Raw genomic sequence first — 24,590 nt, 5'->3', positions numbered from 1 at the left:
TTCTGGGTTTGATGGGGTGAATGACCGGGGGCCGGCTTACTCGATCCAGGTCACCTTTTCGCGCCAGTCGCCGCGGGGCCGCGGCAAGTCGGGAGCGTCGGGTCGACCAATATAGAACATCCCCAGACAGCGTTCATTGGCCGCTGCTCCGGGCCAGTCGCCGTAGCCGCCGCAAACGAAGCCGGGACTGGACCAGTAGCCCCCCAGCCCGTGGCCGTCGAGGCTGAGCCACAGGTTCTCCACCGCGGCCCCCACGGCGGCAATTTCCTCCCACTCCGGTACCGACTCCCGCGGATCGCGGTGGAGGAAGATGAGGAGTACGGCGGCGGACTGGTCGATCTTCGTTCCGAATTTCTTCTCGATCCCGGCGGCGTCTTCCTTCTCCCGCCCGTAGACGTCGAGGAGCTCCTGCTTCAACTGGTCTTTTCCACCGTCGCGGTAGCAGCGGAACCGCCAGGGCTCAGTCTTGCGGTGGCTGGGGGCCAGGTTCGCCGCCTCGAACAGCTGACCAAGGGTGGCCGCATCAACGGGTTCACCGGTAAAGAATTGGGGGAAGACGGATTTTCGGTTGGCAATGGCCGGCAGCATAGATTGAGTTTTTCGGGCGCGTACGCAGGTGCAAGGGTAACAAAAAAAGCGGGCAACCGGCGTTGTGCAGGTTGCCCGTTTGGTCAAGCATTGGTCTTTATCAGCCCGGATTTGGGGTGTGCGGGTCAGTAAAACAACCCAGCCACCGCTCCCGTCATCAGACAGGCCACCGTACCACCCAACAGGGCGATCACGCCGAGTTCGGTGAGGTTCTTCCGCTGCCCGGGGGCGATAGCGCTGATGCCCCCCACCTGGATGCCGATGCTGGCGAAGTTGGCAAACCCGCACAGGGCGTAGGCGGCAATGAGGACGCTCTTCGGGTTCAGGGGCGCACCCGACGCCTGCACGGCCCGGAAGGTGTCGTAGGCCACGAATTCGTTGATCACCGTCTTCAGCCCCAGGAGCTGACCGATGATGGTAATGTCTTCCGCTGGTACGCCGATGATCCAGGCCACGGGGGCAAAGATCAGCGCCAGCAGGTAGGTAAAGCTGAAACCTTCAAAGCGTCCGTCAGTGGAGGCGGCAATGGCTGCGTTCCAGTTGCTGTCGGTCAGGCCCAGGCTGGCGGCCAGGTCGTTCACCAGGTCGGTGCCGCCCACGAAGAAGACATTGAGCATATAAATGAGGGCGGTGAAGACCAGCAGCATGGCCCCTACGTTGATGGCCAGCCGCAGCCCGTCGCCCGTTCCCCGGCTGATGGCGTCCAGCAGGTTGTTGCTGTCGTCGGCCGCCATTTCCAGCCGCTTGTCGCTGCTGGGGTTTTTTGCTTCGTGGGGATCGTCGTCGTGGGCCCCGGTCATCTGTACCAGTTCTTCACTGTCTTCCGGCAACAGCATCTTGGCACAGACGATGGCCGCGGGAGCGGAGATGATGCTGGCGGTGAGCAGGTGGCGGGCAAAGAACTGCTGGCTCTCGGGGTCGGTACCGCCCAGGAACCCGATATAGGATACGAATACGCTGCCCGCGATGGTGGCCATGCCGCCTACCATAACGCATAGGAGTTCCGAGCGCGTCATCTTCTCGAGGTAGGGCTTTACCACCAGCGGGGCTTCCGTCTGCCCGATGAACACGTTGGCGGCCGCGGCCAGGCTTTCCGGTCCACTGAGGCCCATGGCCTTGCTGAGCAGCCACGCCAGTCCGTACACGACCTTCTGCAGGATGCCCAGGTAATAGAGGATGGCCGACAGGGCCGAGAAGAAAACGATGGTCGGCAGCACCTGGAAGGCGAAGATGTAGCCGAAGCTGTCCAGGTCCACCACGATACTGCCAAAGAGGAATTCCGCTCCTGCCCCGGTGAACTCCAGCGTCTTGCGGAAGCCGGCGGCCACGTAGTCAAAAACGGTACTTACCCCATCTACTTTCAGGATCAGAATGGCCAGCACGAACTGCATCGCGATACCGATTCCCACCAGCTTCCAGTCGATGGCCTTGCGGTTCGCACTGAACAGATAGCACACTCCAAGCATCACGCTCATTCCAAGCACGGTGCGAAACAGATCGTAGGCAAATGACATAGCAGCAATTCGGTGGGCCGCAAGGTAGCTATTCTGCCGGAGCCATGGATAAGTGGACGGCGGGTTAAGTGGATGAATGCCGGTCTGTGTACCTTTGCGTCCAGTATGGGACAACCTTTTCTTATCGGCATCACGGGCGGCAGCGGCTCCGGCAAAACTACCTTCATCCGACAACTGCGGCAGGGGTTACCGGACGACAAGGTCTGCCTGCTGAGTATGGACGATTACTACGTGCCGCGGGAAGACCAGGAACAGGACGCGCGGGGCATCTACAACTTCGACCGGCCGGCCTCCATTCACCGCAAGGAGTTCGTGCGCGACCTCAAGCAGCTGCTGAAGGGCAACACCGTCCAGCGGCGGGAGTACGTCTTCAACAACGAGCTGGCGGAAGCCTCCATGCTCACCTTCTACCCCGCCCCAGTCATCATCGTGGAAGGACTGTTCGTCTTCCACTATAAGGAACTGCGCAAGATGCTCGACCTGAAGGTCTTCCTCCACGCCAAGGACAACCTCAAGGTCGTCCGCCGGATCAAGCGCGACCGGGTGGAGCGGAATTACCCCCTCGACGACGTCCTCTACCGTTATGAGCACCACGTGCTGCCCGCCTATGAGAAGTACGTTCACCCCCACAAGGAACGGGCGGACCTGATCGTCAACAACAACACCGACTTCAATATGGGCCTGGCGGTGCTCCGCGCTTTCGTAGAGAAGAAGATTTCCTGAGGAAGTCCGTTTTTGCGGGGACGCGGGTGCCCTGCCCTACCCCAACGGCTGCCGCCGCTGGATCAGGTCCCAGAGGTTCCCGTACAGATCGGCGAATACCGCTACGGTTCCGAAATCCTCTTCCGTCCGCGGCCGCACGATGCTGACGCCGTGTTCCAAGAGCCCGGCGTAGTCCTGGTCGAATTCGTCGGTTTCCAAAAACAGGAATACCCGTCCCCCGGTCTGCCGCCCCACGGCGGCGCGCTGTTCGTCGGTGGCGGCCCGCGCCAGCAACAGACCTGCCCCTTCTGATCCCCGGGGCCTCACCCTCACCCACCGCTTAGTTTCGGACAGCGGGGTGTCTTCCAACAGGTCCAATCCGAGAACCCGGGTGTAGAAATCGATCGCTTCATCGTAGTCACGGACCAAAAGTGCGAGTTGGGAAATGTGTTGTGCCATAGGCCGAAAGGTAGCTGCCCCGGGCCGAAGGGGCCACTAAGTTGATTCTCTTGGGCAAAATCCCCGTCCACGGATTGTAATAAACAATTTCATTCCCTACCTTTGCGCTCCATTTGTAAAAACCGGTGCCATGCCTAAAATGAAAACGCACAGCAGTGCAAAGAAACGCTTCAAGATTACCGGCAGCGGTAAAGTGAAGCGTTTTCAGGCTTACACCTCGCACATGATGCGCAACAAGTCCAAGAAAGCCAAGCTTCGTCTCCGCGACGGTGCCCTGGTTTCCGACGCCGACGAGAAGCGGATCAAGCGCCTGCTCTGTAAGTAACCTTTTTTAACGAGAGTACGGGTCCCAAGAACCCTCCGCGGTCCCCGTGCTGTACTAAAACAAACCATTATGCCACGTTCAGTTAATGCGGTTGCCCGCCGCGCGCGCCGCAAGCGCATCCTCCAGGCCGCCAAAGGATACTTTGGTGCCCGCTCCAAGGTCTACACCGTAGCCAAAAACGCCGTCGACAAGGGTATGCAGTATGCGTACCGCGACCGCCGCAACAAGAAGCGCGTATTCCGCCGCCTCTGGATTGCCCGTATCAATGCCGCCGCCCGGCAGAACGGTACCACCTACAGCCGCCTGATGCACGGTCTGAAGACCTCCGGTGTCGGCCTCAACCGCAAGGTACTCGCCGACCTGGCCATGCACCACCCCACCGCCTTCACCGCGGTGGTCAACACCATCAACAAGTAAGCCGGTAACCCCGCTTGCTACCGAAAGAAGCCCCCGCAGCCAATGGTTGCGGGGGCTTCCTGTTTTTTGGCTTACTTTCGGTAATACTATTTACCCCTACGATCATGCGCCACACCCTGCTCACCCTGCTATTACTCTTTTCCCTGGCACCCGCGTACGCGCAGTATGCCGGAACCACCGGCCTGACGGAAAAGGGGCTGGCCCGCTACGGCGACTGGATCGAAAGGGAAATCGACGCCGGCACCCTGCCGATGGCCGAAACCATCATCTTCCGCAACGGCACTCTCGCCTACCACAATGTACAGGGCGTGAGTGACCTCACCACAGGCACCCCTCTCCAGGAAAACCAGCTGTACCACCTGATGTCCATGACCAAACCGATCGTGTCGGTAGCGATCATGATGCTCTACCAGGAGGGCCTCTTCCAGCTTACCGACCCCGTGTCCAAATACCTGCCCGAATTCAAGAACCTGCGCGTCGCGAAAAATACGGACGAGGGCATCGGCGTCGCTACCGTCCCCGCCGAGAGCCAGGTAACCATCGAACAGGTACTTGCCCACACCGCGGGCTTCTCCCACGGCCTGGGTGGCACGAAACTCGACAACGAGATTGCCCGGGAACTGTACTTCAAACCCAAGGCCGATCTCGCCAGCCGGGTGAATACCCTCGCTACCCTGCCCCTGGTCGGGCAACCCGGCGAGCAGTGGTACTACAGCGCCTCCCCCGATATCCTGGCCCGGCTCATCGAGGTATTCTCCGGACAAACCGTAGCGGAATTTCTCCAGGAACGGCTCTTCGACCCCCTGGGAATGGCCGATACCGGTTACAACATTCCGGCGGACCAAGCCTCCTGGCTGGTCGCCAACCACACGGCAACCGACAGCTCCCTTACCCGGGCCGCCATGCAGCTGCCCAGTAGCGGGAACACCATTTTCGGGGGCACCCACGGCCTTTATTCCACGGCCCAGGACTACCTCCGCTTCGCCCGCATGCTCCTCAACAAGGGAGAACTCGACGGGCGGCAGTACCTCAGCCCCAAGACCGTAGAATTGATGACCCGTAACCACGTAGGCGACATGCGGGAGGACGGACAGGGCTTCGGCCTCGGCTTCGGCATCATCACCGACGTAGCCGAATACGGTACCATTAGTTCGGAAGGGCAATACTTCTGGAGTGGCGCCTACTCCACCTACTTCTTCGTGGACCCCGCCGAAAACATGATTGCCATCATGATGTCGCAACGTTCGCCCTACTCCGGCTACCTCGAGCGGAAGTTCCGGCAAATGGTGTACCAGGCGCTGGGCGAGTAGGTGCTGGCCGGACCGCCCACACGCCGTGTGGGCCATATGCCAAACAGTGCCGGCTTCCAACTTTACTACCCGCCAACTGGTGGATCCGGGGGCGGACCGCCCACACGCCGTGTGGGCCATGCTTCAATTAAGTAGTAGTTACAGCTTCTCCACCCGGCGGGTGGAGGATCCGAAGGCGGACCGCCCACACGCCGTGGGGGCCATGCTTCAATTAAGTAGTAGTTACAGCTTCTCCACCCGGCGGGTGGAGGATCCGGGGCGGACCGCCCACACGCCGTGTGGGCCATGCACTAAAAGCCAATGTTCTACAGCTTCTCCACCCGGCGGGAGGAGGATACAAATTATTACTTCCCCGACCTCACTTCATCCTCCATCTGCTCAGCCATCCACCAGGCTTTTCATATAATAATTTCCAGGCCAGGATAAAGGGTTGTTGGTCAGACCAGCCTTGACGGGATTGTTCAGGATGTACCAAAACACCTTACCAAAGGTATTGCCTCGTCAATCCCGGTCGAACGCCTTACTTGCCCAGACTCTACGACCTGGCCTGTCCAACTTTTTATTGATTAAACGGGCCGTGTATCGTTTGTGAGCTTCAAGTAGGGACCTGAAAGGTGTAACGCCGTATTCGTCCGGATGGGCCAACAGAACATGTACGTGATTCGACATTACAGATATCGCATACACTTCTACCAGCCCCCTTTGCTCGTTGAACAGCCACTGGTCAATGATTAACTGCTTAATTTCAGGATCTTCCAGCAATCGCGGTCCTTCCTGAATGCGGTCAAGCAGCTGATCGTATCTGAGCTGATATTCCTCCTGAAGGTTTCTCAGCCTATCCTGCTTTTGTTGCTCGATCAGGTCGTCCGTCGTCTCGATCCCGAATTCAACTTCTACTGCTTCTCTGGCCCGGCGATACGAGATAGCTAATTGCTCCCCCAAATGCTGGGGTATGCTTCCGTGTAAACGGTAAATGATGTGAACGGCATCCCGGGTGATGTCGCAGTTCTTGAACTCCATGGCGACGTTGTGTGCTCCTGAATAGGGCCTAGAAAATAATGCGTTGCTGACTTGGTAGAAGACCTCATCCAGTGGATAGTCGTAAGCTGGTCTTACGGAATACTAATTTCAGGTAAAGAGCTTGAGAAGATAGGGGGCTGGTCCACACGCTGCTTGTACTGTATTTCAAACCATCCCAGTCGAAAGTTTCTCCACCCGGCGGGTGGAGGGTCCGCTACCGGGCAGCCCACACGCCCTGTAGGCCATAATTTAATACCAATGGCCTGCACTTTCTCCACTTGGCGGGAGAAGGGTCCAAAGGCGGACCGCCCACACGCCGTGTGGGCCATATTCTAAATAGCCGTGGCACACATCCCCTCCACCCGGCGGGTGGAGGGTCCGCCACCGGGCAGCCCACACGCCGTGTGGGCCATATGCTAAACAGCCGTAGCACACATCTCCTCCACCCGGCGGGCGGAGGGTCCAAAGGCGGACCGCCCACACGCCGCGTGGGCCATATGCTAAACAGCCGTAGCACACATCTCCTCCACCCGGCGGGCGGAGGGTCCAAAGGCGGACCGCCCACACGCCGTGTGGGCCATATTCTAAATAGCCGTAGCACACACCTCCTCCACCCAGCGGGTGGAGGGTCCGGGGCTCCTCCGACCGGATCGAAAGTATCCGAGCAATCCCACATACAGTCGTGAGCATCGCTTCGGACCGCCCAACCGTCCCACCTTAGCGTTTGGAAGCCTCTTGACACAAAAAAAGCCTCTTCCCATTACTTGAGAAGAGGCTATATCATTCAGCGGCGGCGGTTACTTCCGGGCGCTGCTTTTGCGGTTGGGCGGGCTGATCACCTGGACGCCACGCTCCAGGATCAGCTGGTTGTAGGCCGGGACCTTTTCCCGGACGATGGTTCGGTAGGCTTCCAGTTCGGCGTCGATCTGGGCGGTGAGCTCCTCCTTGACGGCGTAGGCCGCGGCGGTGGGCCGGTAGGTACCGATGCCGGTCAGGCTGTTCAGGTGGGCCAGTTTGTTGGTCAGGCGGATGGGGTAATTGAGGGGGTCCTGACCACTGCGGTTCTTCGTCTGGTAAAGCGTCTCCTCGATGGCCGTCAGGCTGTCCATGATGGACTTACCGAAGTCGATGACTTCCTGGTTATCGATCCGCTGCTGGAGTTCCTTGATCTGGCCACGCAGCTGTCGGAGGTCGATGATCACCTGGTGAGCTTCGCTGGTCTTGTCCTGCACCTCCTTCATGAAGGCAAACTGAGCCTGGCGGTCCTCCTCGGAAGCCTGGACGCGGGGGTCCGGCTTGATGGTGAAGTCACGTACCTGCTTCCGCTCTCCGTAGGAGAACGCCACCTGGTAGTCGCCGGGCAGGGCCATGGGGCCACCGGTGCCCGCCCACCACAGGATCATGTTGTCAAACTCCACGCCGTCGGGGTACTGCATGTCCCAGTTGACGGTCTGTCCTCCGGCTTTCAGTTCCAGTTTGTTCTCCTTCTTCTCGGCCGTGGTGCTCCACTGGCGGATGGTGTCCCCCTCCTGCAGGATGGCCAGGGTCATGGGCAGGGAGTCCTTGGCGGCTTTCTCGCTGAGGAACAGCTGGAAGTTTACGCCGCCCGGGTGGTTCTGCCCTTCGGTGCGACTACTGCGGCTGCTGCCGCCCATACGCCAGGCGTCCGCCGGCTTGAAGAGGTGGAAATCGGCATCTTTCGCCACCTGGCCGAGCTGCTTCAGGGGGGTCAGGTCGTCCATCACCCAGAAGCTGCGCCCCTGGGTAGCGACGATGAGGTCGTCGTCCTTGAACGTCAGGTCAGTAACGGGCACGATGGGCAGGTTCTGCTGGAAGGGCCGCCAGCTCTTGCCGTCGTTGAGGGTGATGTACAGGCCGCTTTCCGTACCGGCCACCAGTACTTCAGGGTTGCCGGGGTACTGACGCACCACCCGGGTGAAGTCGGTGCGCGGAATACCCGCGTCAATCCGCCGCCAGGTCTTGCCGTAGTCGCCGCTGTGGAAGAGGTAAGGGGTGTAATCTCCGCTCTTGTAGGAAGTTCCGGCGGCGTAGATGCCTCCATCCTTCCGCTGATCGACGTCCAGGCTGTTCCACATGATGTACTTGGGGGCAGCCTTGGGGGTTACGTCCGTCCAGGTTTTGCCGTTGTCGCGGGTCACGTGGATGAGTCCATCGTCGCTGCCCGCCCAGATCACTCCGGCTTCCCGGGGGCTTTCCACGGCGGCAAAGATGGTTGCGTAGTACTCCACCCCGGTATTGTCCTGGGTGATGGGTCCACCACTGCTCTTCAGTTTTTCCGCCTCGTTGCGGGTGAGGTCGGGGCTGATGATTTCCCAGCTTTCTCCTTCGTCGGTGCTGCGGTGTACGTGCTGGCTGGTGGTGTAGAGTACATCGGCATCGTGGGGGCTGAAGAAGATGGGGAAGTTCCACTGGAAGCGGTACTTCATCCCTTCCGCACCGTAACCCATCGGGTTGTCGGGCCATACGTTGATGGCGCGGACCTGGTTGTTCTCGTGGTCGTAGCGCGTCAGGAAGCCGCCGTAACTGCCGCCGTAGACGATGTCGGGATTCTCGGGGTCCGGCGCAATGTGGGCCGATTCTCCGCCGGCGGTTTCTTCCCAGTCGGATTCACCAATGGTGCGCCCGTCGGACCGGTGGCTGATCCGTACGGTGCTGTTGTCCTGCTGGGCCCCGTAGATGCGGTAGGGGAAGGCATTGTCGGTAACCACCCGGTAGAACTGGGCGGTAGGCTGGTTGTGGTAGGTGCTCCAGTTTTCGCCCTGGTCGAAGGACACCTGGGCCCCGCCGTCGTCGGCGATGACCATCCGCTCGTTGTTTTCCGGTGCGATCCAGAGGTCGTGGTGGTCGCCGTGGGGGGCGTTATTGGATTTGAAGGTACGGCCGCCGTCGGTGCTGTGGTGGTAGCTCACGTTCATCACGTAGACCCCGTCGAGCTCCTGGGGGTCGGCGTAGATGCGGGTGTAATACCAGGCGCGCTGCCGCAGGGCCCGGTCGTCGCTACGGGCCGACCAGGTCTCCCCAGCGTCGTTGCTGACGTAGACACCGCCGTTTTCGTTCTCAATGATGGCGTACACCCGGCTCGGGTCCACGGGGCTCACCGATACGCCGCTGATGCCCCAGGTGCCCTTGGGCAATCCCTTGTTGCCGGTAATTTCCGTCCAGGTATCGCCCCCGTCGGTGGTTTTCCAGAGGCCGCTGCCCTCCCCACCACTTTCAAGGCTGTAGGGGGTGCGGCGGATCTTCCAGGTCGAGGCGTAGAGTACGCGGGGGTTGGAGGGGTCCATGCTCAGGTCCACGGCACCGGCGCCGGCGTTGGCGAAGAGGATGCGTTCCCAGTTCTGGCCACCGTCCTTGCTGCGGTAGACGCCTCGGGTTTCGGTATCCTTGTAGAGGTCGCCCATCACGGCGGCGTACACCAGGTCCGGGTCGCGGGGGTGTACCCGTACGCGGGAGATGTGGCGGCTGTCTTCCAGTCCAATCTGCTCCCAGGTCTTGCCGGCATCGATGGACTTCCACATCCCGCTGCCGTAGCTCACGTTGCCGCGTACGGTCTGCTCTCCGCCACCGACGTAGAGGATGTTGGGATTACTTTCCGCTACCGTGACGGCCCCTATGCTGCCGCCGAAGTATCCGTCGGAGAGGTTGGTCCAGGTTTGTCCCCCATCCTTCGTCTGCCAAACGCCGCCACCGGTGGCGCCGAAGTAGTAGAGGTTGGGCTTGCCGGCCACGCCGGTCACGGCGGCGGAGCGCCCGCCCCGGAAGGGCCCGATATTTCGAAACTGGAGAGAGGAATAGAACTTCTCGTCCACTTCCTGGGCCATCAGTGCCACGCAGCACAGGACCAGGAATACGGTAGAAAACAGTCGCATAGGTTGGATTTGGTTTGGGGATGAAGATAACCATATCCCCGAACCCGCCTATACCACGGCCTGGAAGCTATGGTCGCCGTACTGCCCCAGTCGCAGATTGGCCTGCTGGATGTTGAAGGCGCCCGGATTGAAGTCCTGGGTCAGCCAACTGGCCAACTCCTCATATTCGTAGTGGCTGGGGTCATTCAGAATCTTGATCTTTTCGTTGTAGGCCGCTACCCCGCCGATGTCCTGGGGGGGGCAGGCCCGCTCTCCGGCCGTGCACACGGGGTAGTGGTTGCTCCCGTGGGGCGTGCGGATGTCCCTGAGCTCCAGGTCATGGTACCAGTTGTCGAACTCGTAGCCACACTGTTCGCCTACCTTGCCCAGCAGGTCGCCCAGTTGGGGTTCACCGGGACCGGTTTGTTCGCGGTGCTGGGAGGGGAAGAACTGAAAATCTTCCGTGCCCCGCCAGCCCATGGCCGCCTGGATGATGTGGTGGAGCTGCGTCTGCCGCACGTCGGCCGGCACCAGCACCTCCCGCCAGATGGTGGGCTGGCTGCCATCGAGGGTAATGCGCAGCAGGAAAACGGGCTCCAGCGGTGAGGTCTCCTGGGCGGCCATGTCGCCGCCAAGGTCATCCTCGCCTTCCGCATCGGCCACCGGGGCGGGGTCGGAAGGGTTCTCCTCCACGGTTTCGGGTACGGCTACGGGCTCGTTGGCGAGGGCCGGAGCGGGATCCAGCGACAGCAGACCGGTGAAGGCCGCGGCGTAAAAGTCTTCCAGGTCGCCTTCCGGGTGATCCAGCCCTTCGGTTTCCCGGTCGACGATCACATCCCAGATGGCCAGCAGCAGCTCGTCCACTTCCGGTTGGTAGGATACCGGGGGCTCGTCCTCCCGCTCGGAAAAGTGCTGGAGGTAGCTCCGGTAGGCTTCGGTCACGTCGTGATCACTCAGCGCGGGGAACTGGCTGCGGACGTCGGCGACGGCCGTTGCAATGGCTTGTTGTAAATTGTCGGTTGACATAGGTTGCGGCTTCTCCGCAAAGATACACACCACCCGTATGGACCCTAATTTCCCCGGCAGTAAAGACCAGACGATTCACCGGTTTTCCCGCCGGGGGACGGAGGAGGTGACCGATAAGCTTGCCGTAGAGGAGCCCCTGGAAATTGCCCTCCTGGTCGGGGGCCGGCGGCGGGTGGCGGCCGTTACCATGCGCACGCCGGGCCGGGACCGCGACCTGGCCATCGGCTTCCTGTTCACCGAAGGGTTGTTGCCCCCGGGGCAGCGACTGGGCGGCGGCGCACTGGTTCCGGGGAATTCCCTCGAACTGCCTTGGCCGGAGCAGTTGCCCCTGGACCTGCGACCCCTCGACCGTCACACCTACACCTCCAGCAGCTGCGGCGTCTGCGGCAAGACGTCGGTGGAACAGGTGTACCAGGCCCTGCCCTTCCCCGACGATACCCGCCGGTGGCGGGTACCCGTAGACCTGCTGTACGCCCTGCCCGACCGGCTCCGGGAAGCCCAGCAACTCTTTGACCGCACCGGCGGAATCCACGCCGCCGGGCTCTTCGACCTCAGCGGCCACCTGCTGCACCTGGCGGAAGACGTGGGGCGCCACAACGCCCTCGACAAGCTAATCGGCCACTTCCACCAGCGCGACGCGCTGCCCCTCTACCGTTCCATCCTGGTGCTCAGCGGGCGGGCCAGCTTCGAGCTCTTGCAGAAGGCTGCCATGGCCGGCATCGGCTGCGTTCTCAGCGTCGGAGCCCCCTCCTCCCTGGCGGTGGAGCTGACCGGGGAGCAGGGCATCACCCTCTGCGGATTTGTTAAACCGGAATCCCTCAATTGCTATTCCCACCCCGGGCGGATCACTCACTCCCCCACCCCGGAAACCCTAACCCCACCACCATGCCCAGCGAACTGACCCCCGAACGCCTGACCGACCTGAAAATCAAGCCCCCAAGTTCCATTGCGGCCGGACTGCCCGCCCTGCGGTACAGCCTCAAGCACGTAAACGAATACATGCACGTGGGCGAAGGACTGGAAACCCTCTCCAAGCTGAACCAGAAGGGGGGATTCGACTGCCCGGGCTGCGCCTGGCCCGACCCCGACGGCAGCCGCGCCCCCATGGCCGAATACTGCGAGAACGGTGTCAAGGCCATCGCCGAGGAAGCCACCAAGCGCCGCATTGGCGCCGACTTTTTCGCCGAACACTCGGTGGAGGAACTCGGGAGATGGACCGACTACGAACTGGGCAAAAGCGGCCGAATTGCCCAGCCCCTGCACCTGCGCCCCGGCGCCACCCACTACGCACCGGTAACCTGGGCCGAAGCCTTTGGCATGATGGCCGATCACCTGCAAGCGATCCAGCCGGACGAGGCCGTCTTCTATACCTCGGGCCGCACCAGCAACGAGGCAGCCTTCCTCTACCAGCTTTTTGCCCGACAATACGGCACCAACAACCTGCCCGACTGCTCGAATATGTGCCACGAAAGCACCAGCCACGCGCTGGCCGAAGTGATCGGGCTGGGCAAGGGCAGCGTCACCCTGGAAGACATCCACCAGGCCGACTTGGTCATCTGCATGGGACAGAACCCGGGCACCAACCACCCCCGCATGCTCTCGGCCCTCGAGAAGATGAAGGAAAACGGCGGGCGGATGATCAGCGTGAACCCCCTGCCGGAAACCGGACTGATCCGCTTCTCGAACCCCCAACGCCCCTGGAAAATGGTCACCCGGGGCACGGAGCTCACCGACCTCTTCCTGCAGGTAAAGGTGAATGAGGACCAGTCGCTGCTGCGCGCGTGGCTGAAGATTCTTTACGACCGGGAACAGCAAGATCCCGGAACATACTTTGACCAGGACTTTATTCGGGAGTATACCTCCGGCTACCCCGCCCTGGCGGAAATGCTGCGGACCACCGACCTCGACGAATGCATCGCGAACACCGGACTGAGCCGAGACGAAGTGGAGGAAAGCGCCGGACTGATCCACGGTTCCGGCCGCATCATCATCTGCTACGCCATGGGCCTGACGCAGCACGAGAACAGCGTCGACACCATCAAGGAACTCATCAACCTCCTGCTGGTTAAGGGAAACATCGGGCGGCCCGGGGCGGGAATTTGCCCGGTGCGGGGCCACAGCAACGTACAGGGCGACCGCACCATGGGCATTTGGGACAAGCTCAAGCCCGAACTCGCCGAGGCCTTGCGTACCCACTACCACTTCGAGCCGCCCACCGAGGAGGGGTACGACACGGTGCGCGCCATCCACGCCATGGAGGAAGGCCGCGTCAGTTTTTTCATGGGCATGGGGGGCAACTTTCTCAGCGCCACCCCGGATACGGAACGCACGGCCCGCGGGCTGCGCCGTTGCGCCATGACGGTCCACGTATCCACCAAGCTGAACCGCAGCCACCTCGTTCACGGCAGGGAAGCCCTGATCCTGCCCTGCCTGGGCCGCACGGAGGTGGACCTCCAGGCCAGCGGAGAGCAATTCGTAAGCTGTGAGAACAGCATGGGCGTGGTGCAGATGAGCAAGGGGGTGCTGGAGGCCGACGACATGAACCTGATGAGCGAGTGCGCCATCGTATGTGAACTGGGCCGCCTCACGCTGCCCGAGTCGCAGGTACCCTGGGTAGCCTACCGCAAGGATTATGACCTCATCCGCGACGCCATTGCCGCCTGCATACCGGGCTTTGAGGACTACAACAAAAAGGTGCGGCAGCCGGCCGGCTTCTACCTGCCCAACGGACCGCGGGAACGGCGCTTCGATACCGCCACCGGGAAGGCGCAGTTTTCTACCAGCGCCCTGACGCCAAACCGCCTGGAGGAGGGAGAATTCCTGATGACCACCGTACGCAGTCACGACCAGTACAATACCACCATCTACGGTCTGCACGACCGCTACCGAGGCATCCACAACGAGCGCCGTGTAGTGCTGATGCACCCGGACGATGTAGCCCAGCTGGGCGCTTCCGCCGGTTCGGTAGTGGACCTGAAGAGCCGGTACGACGGGGTGGACCGCTGGGCCCGAACCTTTCAGCTTGTCCCCTACTCCATCCCCCGGGGCTGCGTAGCCCTGTACTTTCCGGAGGCCAACGTGCTGGTCCCCACCGGGGTTACCGCCCGGGGCAGCAACTGCCCGATCAGCAAGTCGGTGCGGGTGCGCATCTTCCCCACTCCGGAACAGGAAAACGGGGGGCAGTAAGGTGCGGGTTAACCCTATTTTCGCTTCTTGCTCTTGCGGCCGCGGGCCTTTTTCCGACGGCGGTACTCCTGGAGTTCCTGTCGCGTCATGGGCCGCTTCTTGTTGGTTTCCTTCTTTTCGTGGAAGGCTCCCTGGTTGCTGACCTGGATCTTCGTTTCCACGATGGGCTGCTGGGACTGGGGCATTTCTTCCGGGATCAACTCCTCCGATACGGTCACGGCTTCCGGCAGGGGCAGTACTTCCAGCTTCCGGTCCATCAGTGCTTCGATGGCTTCCAGGTCCGCCAGTTCGGCTTCGGTGGTGAAGGTGACGGCGGTGCCCTGCTTGTCGGCCCGCCCGGTACGGCCGATGCGGTGGATGTAGTTTTCCGGCTGTTCGGGGGTGTCCAGGTTGATGACGTGGGAAACGTCACTCAGGTCCAAGCCGCGGCTCACCAGGTCGGTGGCGATAAGCATGCGGTGCTCGCCCGACTGAAAGCGCTCCAGGCTGTTGAAGCGGTAGTTCTGGCTCTTGTTGCCGTGGATAACGCCCACCTGTCCGGGGAAGGCTTCTTCCAGCTGGTCGGCCAGCAGATCGGCGAACCGCTTTCCGGGGGTGAAGACCAGCACCCGGTGGTATGTATCCGCGTCCGTGAGGAGGTGCAGCAGCAGGTTAACCTTGGTGTTGAAGTTCGGCACCCGGTAGCCGAATTGGGCAATATTGTCGAGGGGGGTACCGGTGGGTGCGGCTTCCACGGTTTCCGGAAAATTGAAGGTGGCGTCGATGATGGCTTCCACTTCCGGCACCATGGTAGCGGAGAATAGCAGATTCTGCCGGCGCTCGGGCATCAGTTCCAGGATCTTGGTGAGCTGCGGCAGGAAACCCAGTTCCAGCAGTTCGTCTACTTCATCGATGACCAGGTGGCGGAGGGCCCGGAACTTCAGGCTGCCCGTCACCGTGAGGTCGTAAAGGCGGCCCGGCGTACCGACTACAAAGTCGCAACCCTGTTCGACGGCCGCGGCGTGGACCTTCAGGTTTACGCCGCCGTAGACGCCAACCGTCACCACGTTCTGGTAGGCCGTCAGCTTGTCGATCTCCTCGACCACCTGCACCACCAGTTCCCGGGTGGGCACGATGATGAGCGTCTGGGGGAAGGGATGCTTCTGAAAGGTCCACTTCCGGAGCAGCGGCAGCAGATAGGCCAGCGTCTTGCCGGTACCCGTCTGGGCAATGCCCACCACGTCGCGTCCGGACATCACCACCGGGAAGGCGCGCTCCTGGATGGGCGTCGGATGCTCGAGCCCGAGGTCGGCAAGGGCGGAGAGCTGGAATTTGGACAGGTTGAGGTCGGCGAAGGTCATGGGCACAAGATACAGCGGTCCTTACTCGTAGCCGGGAAGCTGTCCGCTGACGTTGAGGCGGAACTTGGCGCGGTACTCCGTGGCCGTCATTCCGGTATGCTTTTTAAAGGCCCGGTTGAACTGGCTTACGGTATTGAAACCACTGTCGAAGGCCACGTTCTGCACCGTGCTGTGGTCGTCGGCCAGCAACTTGCAGGAATACACGATGCGGAAATCGTTCAGGAATGTCACGAAGGTCTTTCCGGTGGTCTTCTTGAAGTAGCGGCAAAATGCCGGGACGGTCATGGCGGCCACCCCGGCAACTTCGTCGAGGGAGATGTCGCGGTCGAAGTTGGCCCCGATGAACTCCTGCAGCTGGTTGAAGCGGTCGTAGCCGTGGGTCTCGATCTCCAGGTGAAAGCCTTCGGCGTTGAGGCTCTCGTATTCGGTGCTGTTGGCCAGCTCGTTGAGAATGTCGACCAGCAGCAGCAGGCGCCCCAGGGGGGGCAGGTCGATCAGCCGCTCCAGCCGACCGCCCTGTACCATGCGGGTGGTGCCGTGAAAGCTGATGCCGTTGCGGGCCCGGTGCATCAGTTCCTTGACGCGCCGCATTTCGGGCAGGTCCAGGAACTCGTAGTTCGGAAAGCTGGGCGCAAACTGCACCACCGTTTCCTTCTCGTTATTGGACATCCGGTCCGTGAAGCCGAGGTGAGGCAGGTTGGAACCGATCAGGATCAGCTCGCCGTCCTGATAGTGACTGATGTGACTACCGACGTGCCGGCGGCCGTGGCCACCGCGGACGTACACCAGCTCCAGTTCAGGGTGGTAATGCCACTTGGGCAGTTTGTTGACCCGTTTCTTCGGTTCCGCGTAGTGTTTGACGAGGAAGGAGGTTCCGGGCACCGGGGTAACGCGCTCGCGAACGGGCTGGGAGATCGTCTCCATATTCATTGTGGTTGAGTGGGGGCTATAAGACAAGGTGGCCGTGATTTCGACCCGATAGGCAGGGCATTAAACACCCCAAAGTTGGGCTTGGTTACGCGATGAAATAGGCAAGAATTACCCCGGCCTGCGCGCATTTTATCCCACTCCGGGGAGGCGGTCAAAATGTGCGCTGCCCTCGACAATTTATGCGTTTAAACGGATGCCGGGGCACCCGACCTTTGTGGTATCAGGAGTTGATCATGTGCGGCAGTCGAGCCAATCGACCCACGCAAAACTGAAAAGTATTTATCAACCCCAAATTATTTGACCATGAAAACGTCACTTTCTCTGTTCTTGATCCTGTTCAGCGCATCGCTGTTTGCTTCGATCAATCCCATTGACCTGGTGGTTCAAGCAGATCCTACCTCACACACCCTGACCATGCGGACGGTGGCTCCGGTAGATGACCAGACTACAGTACAAATCGTTGACACTAAAGGTTTAGTGTTGCACAAGGCCGAGCTGACCGCCGGCAGTTACCTGAATACCCGCTTCCAGCTTTCCGCCCTTCCCGTCGGTGAGTACAAGATCGTCGTTACCGACGCCCTTGGCAAAACCATCCAGCCCATCGTCGTCAACCAGACCGGCATCCAGGCCGACCCCGCCCTGGCTACCCGCGCCTTCTTTCCCCGGGTGAAGTTGCAGGAGGACTTGCTTACCATCAACTACCTCAACTCCCAGGGCAGCAAGGTGAACATCAGCCTCTCCGACCAGGTCGGCAACGAACTGATAAGCGACCAGCTGCCCGCCGCGAAAACCGTGCAACGGGCGTACAACCTCGAAAAGCTTCCGGCCGGTCACTACTACGTGACGGTATCGGCCCCCGAAATTTCCGCATACACTACGCGTCTCTTCGTGAACTAAGAATTTTGCATGATCGACTTTAAGTTTCGCCCCCTCACCTTCCGGTGAGGGGGCTTTTTTTTGGCTTCCACCACCGCCCCGTTGCACATGGCAGTCGGTGTGAAAGGGGTCCGGCGAAGAGGCATCAGGCCCGTGAAAATGATTTTCGCCCGGCTAAATGCTGCGTCATCCTCGCTAATTTATGCGGCAGACCGGGTTGGGGACGGGCTGATCTTTGGGGTATTAGGAGTTGATCATGTCCGGGGGCCAAAAGCGGCTTCCGGAGACAAGCACCAAAATTTTCAACCCTAAATACCACCATCATGAAAACGGCTTTATCCCTTCTCTTTTTCATCACTTTCCATCTATCACTCTTTGCCAGTGGCAACCCGATAGAACTACTGGTTCAGGTTGACCCTAGTGGCCGGGCCCTCATCCTGCAGACGGCAGCTCCGGTAAAGCACGCAGCTACGATACGGATCGTCGACGCCGACGGGCGCATCCTCCACACCTCTCAACTCACCGTGGGGGGGCGTCTCAACCGTAAGTTCAATCTCGCCGCCCTGCCCCCGGGCGAATACCGGGTGACGGCCCGCGACGCCGTCGCTGAATCCGTTCATCCGGTGACCATCAGCAGCCAGGATATCGTGGCGGATCCCGCCCTGGCCACCCGCAACTACCTGCCCCGGGTGATCCTGAAGGAGGACCTGCTGACCGTAAATTACCTGAACCCCGAAGGTGGCAAGGTAAAGATCCGACTGGCCGACCAGGTAGGAAACGAATTGATGCGCGAGCAACTGGCCGGCCACTCCACCATTCACCGGGCCTATAACCTGGAACGATTACCCGCCGGGGCCTACCACGTGTCCGTGTACGCCACGGACCTTCCAGTGTATTCCACCCGGTTGTATGTAGACTGACCTATTTGCCTGATCGACGTTTGCCTTCGCCCCTTCACCTCCCGGTGAAGGGGCATTTTCGTGGTTGGTACTAGGAACGTGCCGCAGCAATGGCTTCTGCCAAACGGTGCAACTCATCGGGGCGGTTGTACCAGCTCGGGCTAACCCGCACGAGGTCGCCACGGAAGCTCACCATCACCTTGCGGTGGTCAAGTTCTCGGGTCAGGCGCTCCATCCCGACGATTGAAGGCAACCGTATTCCTACCAAATGGTGGGCGCGGCAGGTTGGCAAGTGAATATCAAGTTCCGCCAGTTCGGGCGCTACCTCCACCCATAGTCCAGCGGTGTAGTCCTGCAGGGCCTGGGGTCCATAGCGGTTCAGGAGGTCCAGCCCGGCCTGCTGCATGGGCACGCAGAGAAAATTGCTGTGTTCCCCCACCGAATAGCGGGCGGCCAGGGGGCGGTAGGCATGTTGGTAGTGGGCCAGGCGGGAAAAGTCATGGCTACCCTCCCGGTTGATCCAGTTTTCCTCCAGAGGCACTCCCCCATCCATCCGGGGTCCATAGAAGGCGTAGCCACAACCATAGGGGCCCAACAGCCACTTGTACGCCCCCGCGATTACGGCATCGGGGCGGATCCGGTTCACGTCAAAAGGATAGGCCCCAAGCGATTGGGTGGCATCGATGATGAGCCAGGCACCCACATCGTTTGTCCGCTCGCGGAGGGCTGCCAGGTCGAAGAGGGTACCGTCCGACCAGTGCAACTGGGCGATGGCCACGGCGGCCGTATTTTCATCGATCGCCTCCAGGACGCGGTCCGACCACGAACTTCCATCGTTGGGGCGGGCCACCGTTTTGAGCTTGGCACCTGCGTCCGCGCACCGCCGTTGCCAGGCATAGTAGTTGCTGGGGAACTGGTCCTGAACGACAATGATGTGCTGGCCACGCTGGAGGGGCAGGTTTTTTGCTACCGTGGCAATCCCGTAGCTGGCCGCGGGAATCAGCGCTATCCGGTCGGCTTCGGACGCCCCGATGAGTTGGGCAAAGGAGGACCGCAGGCGGGCCACCGGCTCGAAGAAGGCTTCAATGGGCATGCTACTGTTCTCCTCCCGCCACTGCAGGGCAGCGCGGGCGGCTTCGGCGGCGGATTTCAATTGGGGGGACCGGCTGGCGCCGTTCAGGTAGGCTTCTCCGGGCTGGAGGGAAAACAGTTCGGCTAAACATTCCATAGTCACAGGTTAATCAGGGGGGCGCACGCAGGTGCCGCGGCCACCAAGGTAAGCAAGGAAGCGAAGCGGACGAACCAAGTCTGATTGCCGGGGTTTGAACCACAAATCCTTTCCCCCCGCCTTGACTACCCACATCCTCCTGTTGCTCCTGGCCGGACTTGCCCTGCTCGGTACCTTCATACTGCCGAGCCTGATTCGCAATCAGATGGTCAGCCTGCCGATCATTTACGTGGCCTTTGGCTTTGTGGTGTTCAGTTTGCCGCTGGAGTTGCCCCTGATGAACCCCGAGGACGCGCGCCTGGACCGGAGGCTGATGGAGTACATAACGGAATTTATCGTGATCGTAAGCCTGGCGGCTACCGGCCTGAAACTGGACCGGAAGCCGAGCTTCCGAAACTGGAGCGCGGGTTTCTACCTCCTGGGGATTGCCATGCCCCTGACCATCTTCTTCGTGGCCTTTCTGGGCTGGTGGTGGGTGGGGCTGGCGCCGGCCAGTGCCATTCTGCTGGGCGCCGTGCTCTCCCCTACCGACCCGGTACTGGCGGCCAACGTGCAGGTGGGTCCACCAAACGAGGATGCCCCGGAAGATGAGGTACGCTTCGGGCTTACCCTGGAGGCCGGACTGAACGACGGGCTGGCTTTCCCCTTCGTGTACCTGGCCATTGCCCTGGTGGATGCCCCCGAGATCGGCTCGGCGCTAATGACCTGGGCCTGGTGGGATTTTGGCTACCGGGTGGGTATGGGGGCCCTGATGGGTTACGCGATCGGCAAGGGGATGGCGTGGATTTTCTTCCGTTTCAAGGACAAGATGTCGGAGGCACGCGACACTGAGATTGAGTCTGGATTCTTTATTCTCGCCGCTACCCTGCTTACCTACTCAATTACGGAAATGGTGGAAGGCTACGGATTTCTCGCGGTGTTCGTGGCCTCGGTGGCCAGCCGGCGGATACGCCACGATGAAGAGGCCAAGAAGGCCGAAAAGGAAAGCTACGAGGCGGCCGACCAGGTGGAACAGGCCGTGCTTGGCATCTTTCTCATCGCTTTCGGCGGCATTATTGGTACCGGGGGGCTGCAGGACCTGACCTGGTCTGGGGCCATGGTGGGCCTCGCCCTGTTGCTCGTCATCCGCCCGCTGGCCGGATTGATCAGCTTTCTGCCCTCCAAACTACCGTGGGAAGAAAAGCTGGCGATCAGCTACTTCGGCATTCGGGGGGTGGGCTCACTGTACTACCTGGCTTACGCCCATAATACCGAGTTTTTTCCGGCCATTGACGGCATCTGGTCGATCGTGAACTTCACCATGCTGGTTTCTATTTTCCTCCACGGCTTCAGTGTCACCCCGGTCATGAACTGGGTGGACCGCAAAATGGGCCGCCCCGCCCGCTACAGCTAGAAGGTGCAGCCCCTGGTAATGAGTACCCCGTCGAGGGAAACAATTCGATCGAGCCTGAGCCAGTGCTCCCCTTCCAGCTTCAGGTATTCTTCCGTCTGATCCGTCTTGGTATCTTCCAGTCGGCAGGTCATGGCGTTGACTTTCCCATCGCCCATGCGGTAGATAAGTTCAATGGGTTCTCGCGTAGTGATGGCCGCTTCGAGTCGGTCATAGAAGGAGCAGTCGATGGGCTGGTAATTCGTACGCGGCCGGCTCTGTAGCCAAGCCAGGAACGGGAGTTCATCCTCCGGCCCGTATTCCCGGACCATGAGGATATTGGCAATGGCCGGCCGGTGAAGCGGTACATGAACGGCCCCCACCCGGATGGTCGGCCGGCCGCTGCGCTCCAGCAATTGGCAGGCGTCTTTTTCCAGCGGCGTCAGACCTGAGAATACGAACACACCATCGACCTCGAACAGGGGCTGCCGGTCAAACCGCCGGGGGGGCGATTCCCAGGTGCCCGGCAGAAAACCGGGGGGCGGTGGTCCAAGGTAGAAGAGGTTCATGGTTTAGGGCTTATCCGGTAGTGTAACGAACCATCCCGCCGTCCACGGTAAAGGTTTGACCGGTGATGTATCCGGCGAATGGCGATAACAGGAAGGCCACCATACCGGCGAAATCGTCGGGTTGACCAAGGGTGCCGAGGGGCACTTCGGCCAGAAATTCCTTTTCGATCACGGAGCGATCCACTTTCTGAAGGTCGGCGGCCTTGTCGAGCACGGTGCTGATGCGGGCGGTATTGTGGTATCCCGGCGCCACGATGTTCGCGGTAATGCCCTGGGCGCCTTCCTCCCGGCTGAGCGTCTTCACGAACCCGGCAACCGCCGCCCGGAAAGCGTTGCTGAGCACCAGGTTATCGATGGGTTGCTTGATGGAAACGCTTTCAAGAAAGAGCAGTTTCCCCGCTCCGCGCTCCCGCATCATGGGCAGCAGCGCCTGGGTCAGCTGCACCTTCCACCGGAAGGTGCTGGCGTAGGCGTCATCCCAGTCGGTCATGGACAGCTCCTCTACCCTGCCGGGGGGTGGGCCTCCGGAATTGAGCACGCAACCCGCTACCCCGTGGCTGATCATCTGTTCCGCGATCCCGGCAACGGCGGAGGAATCGGTGAGATCAGCTGATAGCGGGATAAAGGCCTTGCCGTACCTGGAGAGCAGCTCCTGCAGGACTTCCTCTCTGCGACCGATGCCCAGCACGGTAGCTCCCTCCTCAATTAATCTTTCGGCGATGGCCCTGCCCAGTCCACTGGTGGCGCCGCCGACCGCGAATGACTTGCCAGCTATTTGTAAATCCATCCCGCCAAAGTACACATTACTCCACTAGAGCGGCTAGGGCAGCGGCCGGCTGGACAATGCGGCCGGTGATGCGGGTTTCGGTGGACTCCCGTCCGGTTGAATTAAGGATCTGGTAGGCCCGGCGGTGATCGAGTTCGGGATCAAGCGACTTCATTACCCCGAGCAGACCGGCTACGAAGGGGCAGGCCATGCTGGTGCCACTGTAACTCTTGTAGCCATTCCCCGGGATGGTGCTGTAGATGCCTACCCCCGGCGCGGCGATGGCCATCTTTATGTTTTCGGTGCGGTTGCTGAAGGGGGCGCGGAGCAGCAACTGGTCGATGGCGCTGACCGTAATGATGCCCTCGGCGTTGGCTGGCGCAAAATCCTTCGCGTCCCGGTTGGAGTTACCCGCCGCCGCTACCACGATGGCTCCATTGCGGTGGGCGTAGGACACCGCGGCGCTATAGGCCCGCTGGCTGCTCTGGGTACTGCGACCGCCCAGGCTGAGGGATACCACGTCGGCCCCCTCATCCACCGCTTCAATGATTCCGGCGATGATCGTCTTCTGGGTTCCCATTCCGCCGGAGCTCAGCACCTTTACGGAGCTTACCTCGACGAAGGGGCTTTCCCCGCCCGTGCCCGCCAGGCTGCCGATGCCCAGACCATTGTTGGTGACCCCGGCGGCAATCCCGGCACAGTGGGTACCGTGGCCGTGGGGGTCGTCGTCGTACTTGCTTTCGATGGAGAAGTAGTTGTCGACCAGGTCCTCGTGCCCACCGTCCACCCCGGTGTCGAGGATGACCACCTTGGCCGTCTTTCGCGGTGTCTGCTGGTGCAGGAGGCGGTAATAATCGTCCATATTGAGCACTTCCATGGCCCATTGCTCACTGGTAAAGGGATCGTTGATGCTCAGGGAGTTGGCGCTTACGGGTGCTTCCGTTTCTTCCGCCTCGATAAAGGGTTCTACGAGGATGGTTTCGTTCGGCTCGGAATAGGTAACTGTCGACAGTTTGTTCAGTCGCTGTTCCCAGTCGGCGTGGGTGGGGATGCCGGCAATGACATAGTAATTGTCCAGCAGGGTCTCCGAAGCGGCCTCCGGGAAGAAGGCCCTTTCGATCTCCAGACCTTCCGCCGCGGCAAAGGCCGACAGTTCGCCGGGCTGGGCCCCTTCACGAAGTTCCACCAGGTGGCTGATGCCCTCCACGGGTGCTTCGACGCTGGAGGCCTGCACCTCTTCCGCTTCGATGAGGTCTTCCAGGTAGTGAACGGCCGCGAACATGGCGAAAATCAGGATGACCGCGCTCCACACCGAAATCTGCTTGCGCACCGCCATCGACTGCACGAAACCTACCATGCCGAGGAGGATGAAGTCCTTAAGAATCTTGGGGAAAGCGTTGGTAGCCAAGGACACCGAACTGAAATCGGACCAGGCGATCAGCCCCACCCCGGCGTAAGTCAGGACCATCCACAGGGGGGCGTCCTTTAGGTTACGGCGCCAGAACCAGAGCGACAGGGCGAGGGCGGTGAGCAGAAGCATGAAGCGATAGTTTTCCTAAATATAAGGCCTGACGGGCTGGACCGGCGGGCTTAATCGACGTAGGTCATCTATCGAACGTTGGGGATTGGGTTGGGGTTGCGCGTGGAGCGTGGCTCACCTCGCGGCCGGAGGCCGCATTTTGCTGGCGCGGTCTGAGACCGCGTTGTACTAACGGAGAAAGCCCCACCGCTGGGTAGCGATGAGGCTTTCATTAAATTGGCGGCGACCTACTCTCCCGGGGACGAACCCAAGTACCATCGGCGCGGGGCAGCTTAACTTCTCTGTTCGGAATGGTAAGAGGTGATCCTGCCCGCAATAGCCACCAAAGTCTTTGTCCACCGACGCCTGAACGCCGACGGTCGTTTCTTTTGATAACGATCAACAAGTTAGATAAGAGAGCTTCAGTCCTTTTCACGGCTCGATCGGATCGACCGATCAACCAAAGACCGTAATTGCGAAGGAAATACTTTTCCCTCTAACAAGCGTGCTGCCAGTTACTTTTCAATACTCATAAGTCTCAGGCCGGTTGATTCAACCTCTACCATTAACCCATTTCGAAGAAAAAATAAAAGGAAGCTGTCGGGCGATTAGTACTGCTCGGCTCCATGCGTTACCACACTTCCACCTACAGCCTATCAACGCAGTCATCTTCTGCGA

Annotated in this window: 21 protein-coding genes and 2 rRNA genes; 9 read left to right on the top strand and 14 right to left on the bottom strand. The window is 60.6% G+C overall.

What is annotated here, in order from left to right; genetic code table 11:
• Positions 1 to 36: 36 nt before the first annotated feature.
• Entirely contained in the window at positions 37 to 588 is a 552-nt protein-coding gene (locus CGL56_RS08485; RefSeq protein WP_099106115.1) for a nitroreductase family protein, read from the bottom strand.
• A 125-nt stretch (positions 589 to 713) separates the two neighbouring features.
• Positions 714 to 2,102 (bottom strand): NupC/NupG family nucleoside CNT transporter, encoded by a 1,389-nt coding sequence (locus CGL56_RS08480; RefSeq protein WP_099106114.1) that lies wholly within the window; start codon positions 2,100 to 2,102, stop codon positions 714 to 716.
• A 105-nt stretch (positions 2,103 to 2,207) separates the two neighbouring features.
• On the opposite strand from CGL56_RS08480, the gene CGL56_RS08475 reads away from it, so the two are divergent.
• Positions 2,208 to 2,825 (top strand): uridine kinase family protein, encoded by a 618-nt coding sequence (locus CGL56_RS08475; RefSeq protein WP_099106113.1) that lies wholly within the window; start codon positions 2,208 to 2,210, stop codon positions 2,823 to 2,825.
• Positions 2,826 to 2,861: 36 nt separating this feature from the next.
• Here CGL56_RS08475 and CGL56_RS08470 read toward each other — a convergent pair whose 3' ends face one another.
• Positions 2,862 to 3,263 (bottom strand): VOC family protein, encoded by a 402-nt coding sequence (locus tag CGL56_RS08470; RefSeq protein WP_099106112.1) that lies wholly within the window; start codon positions 3,261 to 3,263, stop codon positions 2,862 to 2,864.
• 130 nt (positions 3,264 to 3,393) lie between these two features.
• Here CGL56_RS08470 and rpmI point away from each other — a divergent pair, with 130 nt between their 5' ends.
• The 3 genes from rpmI (at position 3,394) to CGL56_RS08455 (ending at position 5,315) form a co-directional block, all read left to right on the top strand.
• Positions 3,394 to 3,588, top strand: coding sequence for a 50S ribosomal protein L35 (gene rpmI / locus CGL56_RS08465; protein WP_099106111.1), 195 nt, complete (start codon positions 3,394 to 3,396; stop codon positions 3,586 to 3,588).
• Between the two features lie 69 nt (positions 3,589 to 3,657).
• On the top strand, positions 3,658 to 4,005 hold the full coding sequence (gene rplT, locus CGL56_RS08460; protein ID WP_099106110.1) for a 50S ribosomal protein L20: 348 nt from the start codon (positions 3,658 to 3,660) through the stop codon (positions 4,003 to 4,005).
• 104 nt (positions 4,006 to 4,109) lie between these two features.
• Complete coding sequence (locus CGL56_RS08455; protein ID WP_099106109.1) at positions 4,110 to 5,315, top strand: serine hydrolase domain-containing protein; 1,206 nt, start codon at positions 4,110 to 4,112, stop codon at positions 5,313 to 5,315.
• 501 nt (positions 5,316 to 5,816) lie between these two features.
• On the opposite strand, the gene CGL56_RS08450 is transcribed toward CGL56_RS08455, so the two are convergent.
• From CGL56_RS08450 to CGL56_RS08440, 3 genes are all read right to left on the bottom strand, one after another.
• Entirely contained in the window at positions 5,817 to 6,335 is a 519-nt protein-coding gene (locus CGL56_RS08450; protein WP_099106108.1) for a transposase, read from the bottom strand.
• A gap of 797 nt (positions 6,336 to 7,132) precedes the next feature.
• The gene (locus tag CGL56_RS08445) at positions 7,133 to 10,225 is read right to left on the bottom strand and encodes a WD40/YVTN/BNR-like repeat-containing protein (RefSeq protein WP_099106107.1); all 3,093 of its coding nucleotides are present in this window, start codon (positions 10,223 to 10,225) and stop codon (positions 7,133 to 7,135) included.
• Positions 10,226 to 10,273: 48 nt separating this feature from the next.
• The gene (locus CGL56_RS08440) at positions 10,274 to 11,230 is read right to left on the bottom strand and encodes a plasmid pRiA4b ORF-3 family protein (RefSeq protein ID WP_099106106.1); all 957 of its coding nucleotides are present in this window, start codon (positions 11,228 to 11,230) and stop codon (positions 10,274 to 10,276) included.
• Positions 11,231 to 11,267: 37 nt separating this feature from the next.
• Here CGL56_RS08440 and fdhD point away from each other — a divergent pair, with 37 nt between their 5' ends.
• Together fdhD and CGL56_RS08430 are read left to right on the top strand one after the other, a co-directional pair.
• Entirely contained in the window at positions 11,268 to 12,131 is an 864-nt protein-coding gene (gene fdhD / locus CGL56_RS08435; protein ID WP_099106105.1) for a formate dehydrogenase accessory sulfurtransferase FdhD, read from the top strand.
• On the top strand, positions 12,116 to 14,416 hold the full coding sequence (locus CGL56_RS08430; RefSeq protein ID WP_099106104.1) for an FdhF/YdeP family oxidoreductase: 2,301 nt from the start codon (positions 12,116 to 12,118) through the stop codon (positions 14,414 to 14,416). The genes fdhD and CGL56_RS08430 overlap by 16 nt, the downstream gene beginning before the upstream one ends.
• A gap of 14 nt (positions 14,417 to 14,430) precedes the next feature.
• Here CGL56_RS08430 and CGL56_RS08425 read toward each other — a convergent pair whose 3' ends face one another.
• Both CGL56_RS08425 and CGL56_RS08420 read right to left on the bottom strand, forming a co-directional pair.
• Entirely contained in the window at positions 14,431 to 15,756 is a 1,326-nt protein-coding gene (locus tag CGL56_RS08425) for a DEAD/DEAH box helicase (RefSeq protein ID WP_099106103.1), read from the bottom strand.
• 21 nt (positions 15,757 to 15,777) lie between these two features.
• The gene (locus tag CGL56_RS08420) at positions 15,778 to 16,680 is read right to left on the bottom strand and encodes a helix-turn-helix domain-containing protein (protein ID WP_099106509.1); all 903 of its coding nucleotides are present in this window, start codon (positions 16,678 to 16,680) and stop codon (positions 15,778 to 15,780) included.
• A gap of 309 nt (positions 16,681 to 16,989) precedes the next feature.
• Here CGL56_RS08420 and CGL56_RS08415 point away from each other — a divergent pair, with 309 nt between their 5' ends.
• Both CGL56_RS08415 and CGL56_RS08410 read left to right on the top strand, forming a co-directional pair.
• Positions 16,990 to 17,583, top strand: a complete 594-nt coding sequence (locus tag CGL56_RS08415) for a hypothetical protein (RefSeq protein WP_143470666.1) — start codon at positions 16,990 to 16,992, stop codon at positions 17,581 to 17,583.
• A 302-nt stretch (positions 17,584 to 17,885) separates the two neighbouring features.
• Positions 17,886 to 18,482: a carboxypeptidase regulatory-like domain-containing protein gene (locus CGL56_RS08410; protein ID WP_099106101.1), complete on the top strand. Its 597-nt coding sequence runs from the start codon at positions 17,886 to 17,888 to the stop codon at positions 18,480 to 18,482.
• 70 nt (positions 18,483 to 18,552) lie between these two features.
• Here CGL56_RS08410 and CGL56_RS08405 read toward each other — a convergent pair whose 3' ends face one another.
• A complete protein-coding gene (locus tag CGL56_RS08405; RefSeq protein ID WP_099106100.1) occupies positions 18,553 to 19,689 on the bottom strand; it encodes an aminotransferase class V-fold PLP-dependent enzyme in 1,137 nt (378 codons plus the stop codon).
• A gap of 121 nt (positions 19,690 to 19,810) precedes the next feature.
• Between CGL56_RS08405 and CGL56_RS08400 the strand changes: the two genes are divergently transcribed.
• A complete protein-coding gene (locus tag CGL56_RS08400; RefSeq protein ID WP_209280284.1) occupies positions 19,811 to 21,082 on the top strand; it encodes a cation:proton antiporter in 1,272 nt (423 codons plus the stop codon).
• On the opposite strand, the gene CGL56_RS08395 is transcribed toward CGL56_RS08400, so the two are convergent.
• The 5 genes from CGL56_RS08395 to CGL56_RS08375 all read right to left on the bottom strand — a co-directional run.
• The gene (locus CGL56_RS08395; protein ID WP_099106099.1) at positions 21,079 to 21,627 is read right to left on the bottom strand and encodes a hypothetical protein; all 549 of its coding nucleotides are present in this window, start codon (positions 21,625 to 21,627) and stop codon (positions 21,079 to 21,081) included. The genes CGL56_RS08400 and CGL56_RS08395 overlap by 4 nt on opposite strands.
• 10 nt (positions 21,628 to 21,637) lie before the next feature.
• A complete protein-coding gene (locus tag CGL56_RS08390) occupies positions 21,638 to 22,414 on the bottom strand; it encodes an SDR family oxidoreductase (RefSeq protein ID WP_099106098.1) in 777 nt (258 codons plus the stop codon).
• Between the two features lie 16 nt (positions 22,415 to 22,430).
• A complete protein-coding gene (locus CGL56_RS08385) occupies positions 22,431 to 23,933 on the bottom strand; it encodes a S8 family peptidase (protein WP_099106097.1) in 1,503 nt (500 codons plus the stop codon).
• 214 nt (positions 23,934 to 24,147) lie between these two features.
• A 5S ribosomal RNA gene (gene rrf, locus CGL56_RS08380) occupies positions 24,148 to 24,260 on the bottom strand.
• Between the two features lie 240 nt (positions 24,261 to 24,500).
• A 23S ribosomal RNA gene (locus tag CGL56_RS08375) occupies positions 24,501 to 24,590 on the bottom strand; the annotation flags it as partial.

The organism is Neolewinella marina, from assembly GCF_002631205.1.
In the GTDB taxonomy this organism is placed as follows: domain Bacteria; phylum Bacteroidota; class Bacteroidia; order Chitinophagales; family Saprospiraceae; genus Neolewinella; species Neolewinella marina.
This window is presented reverse-complemented; position numbering and strand designations above follow the sequence as displayed.

Excerpts from the sequence above, each read along its gene's own strand:
- CGL56_RS08485 (WP_099106115.1), bottom strand. The coding sequence starts at position 588 with ATGCTGCCGGCCATTGCCAACCGAAAATCCGTCTTCCCCCAATTCTTT.
- CGL56_RS08480 (WP_099106114.1), bottom strand. The coding sequence starts at position 2,102 with ATGTCATTTGCCTACGATCTGTTTCGCACCGTGCTTGGAATGAGCGTG.
- CGL56_RS08475 (WP_099106113.1), top strand. The coding sequence starts at position 2,208 with ATGGGACAACCTTTTCTTATCGGCATCACGGGCGGCAGCGGCTCCGGC.
- CGL56_RS08470 (WP_099106112.1), bottom strand. The coding sequence starts at position 3,263 with ATGGCACAACACATTTCCCAACTCGCACTTTTGGTCCGTGACTACGAT.
- rpmI (WP_099106111.1), top strand. The coding sequence starts at position 3,394 with ATGCCTAAAATGAAAACGCACAGCAGTGCAAAGAAACGCTTCAAGATT.
- rplT (WP_099106110.1), top strand. The coding sequence starts at position 3,658 with ATGCCACGTTCAGTTAATGCGGTTGCCCGCCGCGCGCGCCGCAAGCGC.
- CGL56_RS08455 (WP_099106109.1), top strand. The coding sequence starts at position 4,110 with ATGCGCCACACCCTGCTCACCCTGCTATTACTCTTTTCCCTGGCACCC.
- CGL56_RS08450 (WP_099106108.1), bottom strand. The coding sequence starts at position 6,335 with ATGGAGTTCAAGAACTGCGACATCACCCGGGATGCCGTTCACATCATT.
- CGL56_RS08445 (WP_099106107.1), bottom strand. The coding sequence starts at position 10,225 with ATGCGACTGTTTTCTACCGTATTCCTGGTCCTGTGCTGCGTGGCACTG.
- CGL56_RS08440 (WP_099106106.1), bottom strand. The coding sequence starts at position 11,230 with ATGTCAACCGACAATTTACAACAAGCCATTGCAACGGCCGTCGCCGAC.
- fdhD (WP_099106105.1), top strand. The coding sequence starts at position 11,268 with ATGGACCCTAATTTCCCCGGCAGTAAAGACCAGACGATTCACCGGTTT.
- CGL56_RS08430 (WP_099106104.1), top strand. The coding sequence starts at position 12,116 with ATGCCCAGCGAACTGACCCCCGAACGCCTGACCGACCTGAAAATCAAG.
- CGL56_RS08425 (WP_099106103.1), bottom strand. The coding sequence starts at position 15,756 with ATGACCTTCGCCGACCTCAACCTGTCCAAATTCCAGCTCTCCGCCCTT.
- CGL56_RS08420 (WP_099106509.1), bottom strand. The coding sequence starts at position 16,680 with ATGGAGACGATCTCCCAGCCCGTTCGCGAGCGCGTTACCCCGGTGCCC.
- CGL56_RS08415 (WP_143470666.1), top strand. The coding sequence starts at position 16,990 with ATGAAAACGTCACTTTCTCTGTTCTTGATCCTGTTCAGCGCATCGCTG.
- CGL56_RS08410 (WP_099106101.1), top strand. The coding sequence starts at position 17,886 with ATGAAAACGGCTTTATCCCTTCTCTTTTTCATCACTTTCCATCTATCA.
- CGL56_RS08405 (WP_099106100.1), bottom strand. The coding sequence starts at position 19,689 with ATGGAATGTTTAGCCGAACTGTTTTCCCTCCAGCCCGGAGAAGCCTAC.
- CGL56_RS08395 (WP_099106099.1), bottom strand. The coding sequence starts at position 21,627 with ATGAACCTCTTCTACCTTGGACCACCGCCCCCCGGTTTTCTGCCGGGC.
- CGL56_RS08390 (WP_099106098.1), bottom strand. The coding sequence starts at position 22,414 with ATGGATTTACAAATAGCTGGCAAGTCATTCGCGGTCGGCGGCGCCACC.
- CGL56_RS08385 (WP_099106097.1), bottom strand. The coding sequence starts at position 23,933 with ATGCTTCTGCTCACCGCCCTCGCCCTGTCGCTCTGGTTCTGGCGCCGT.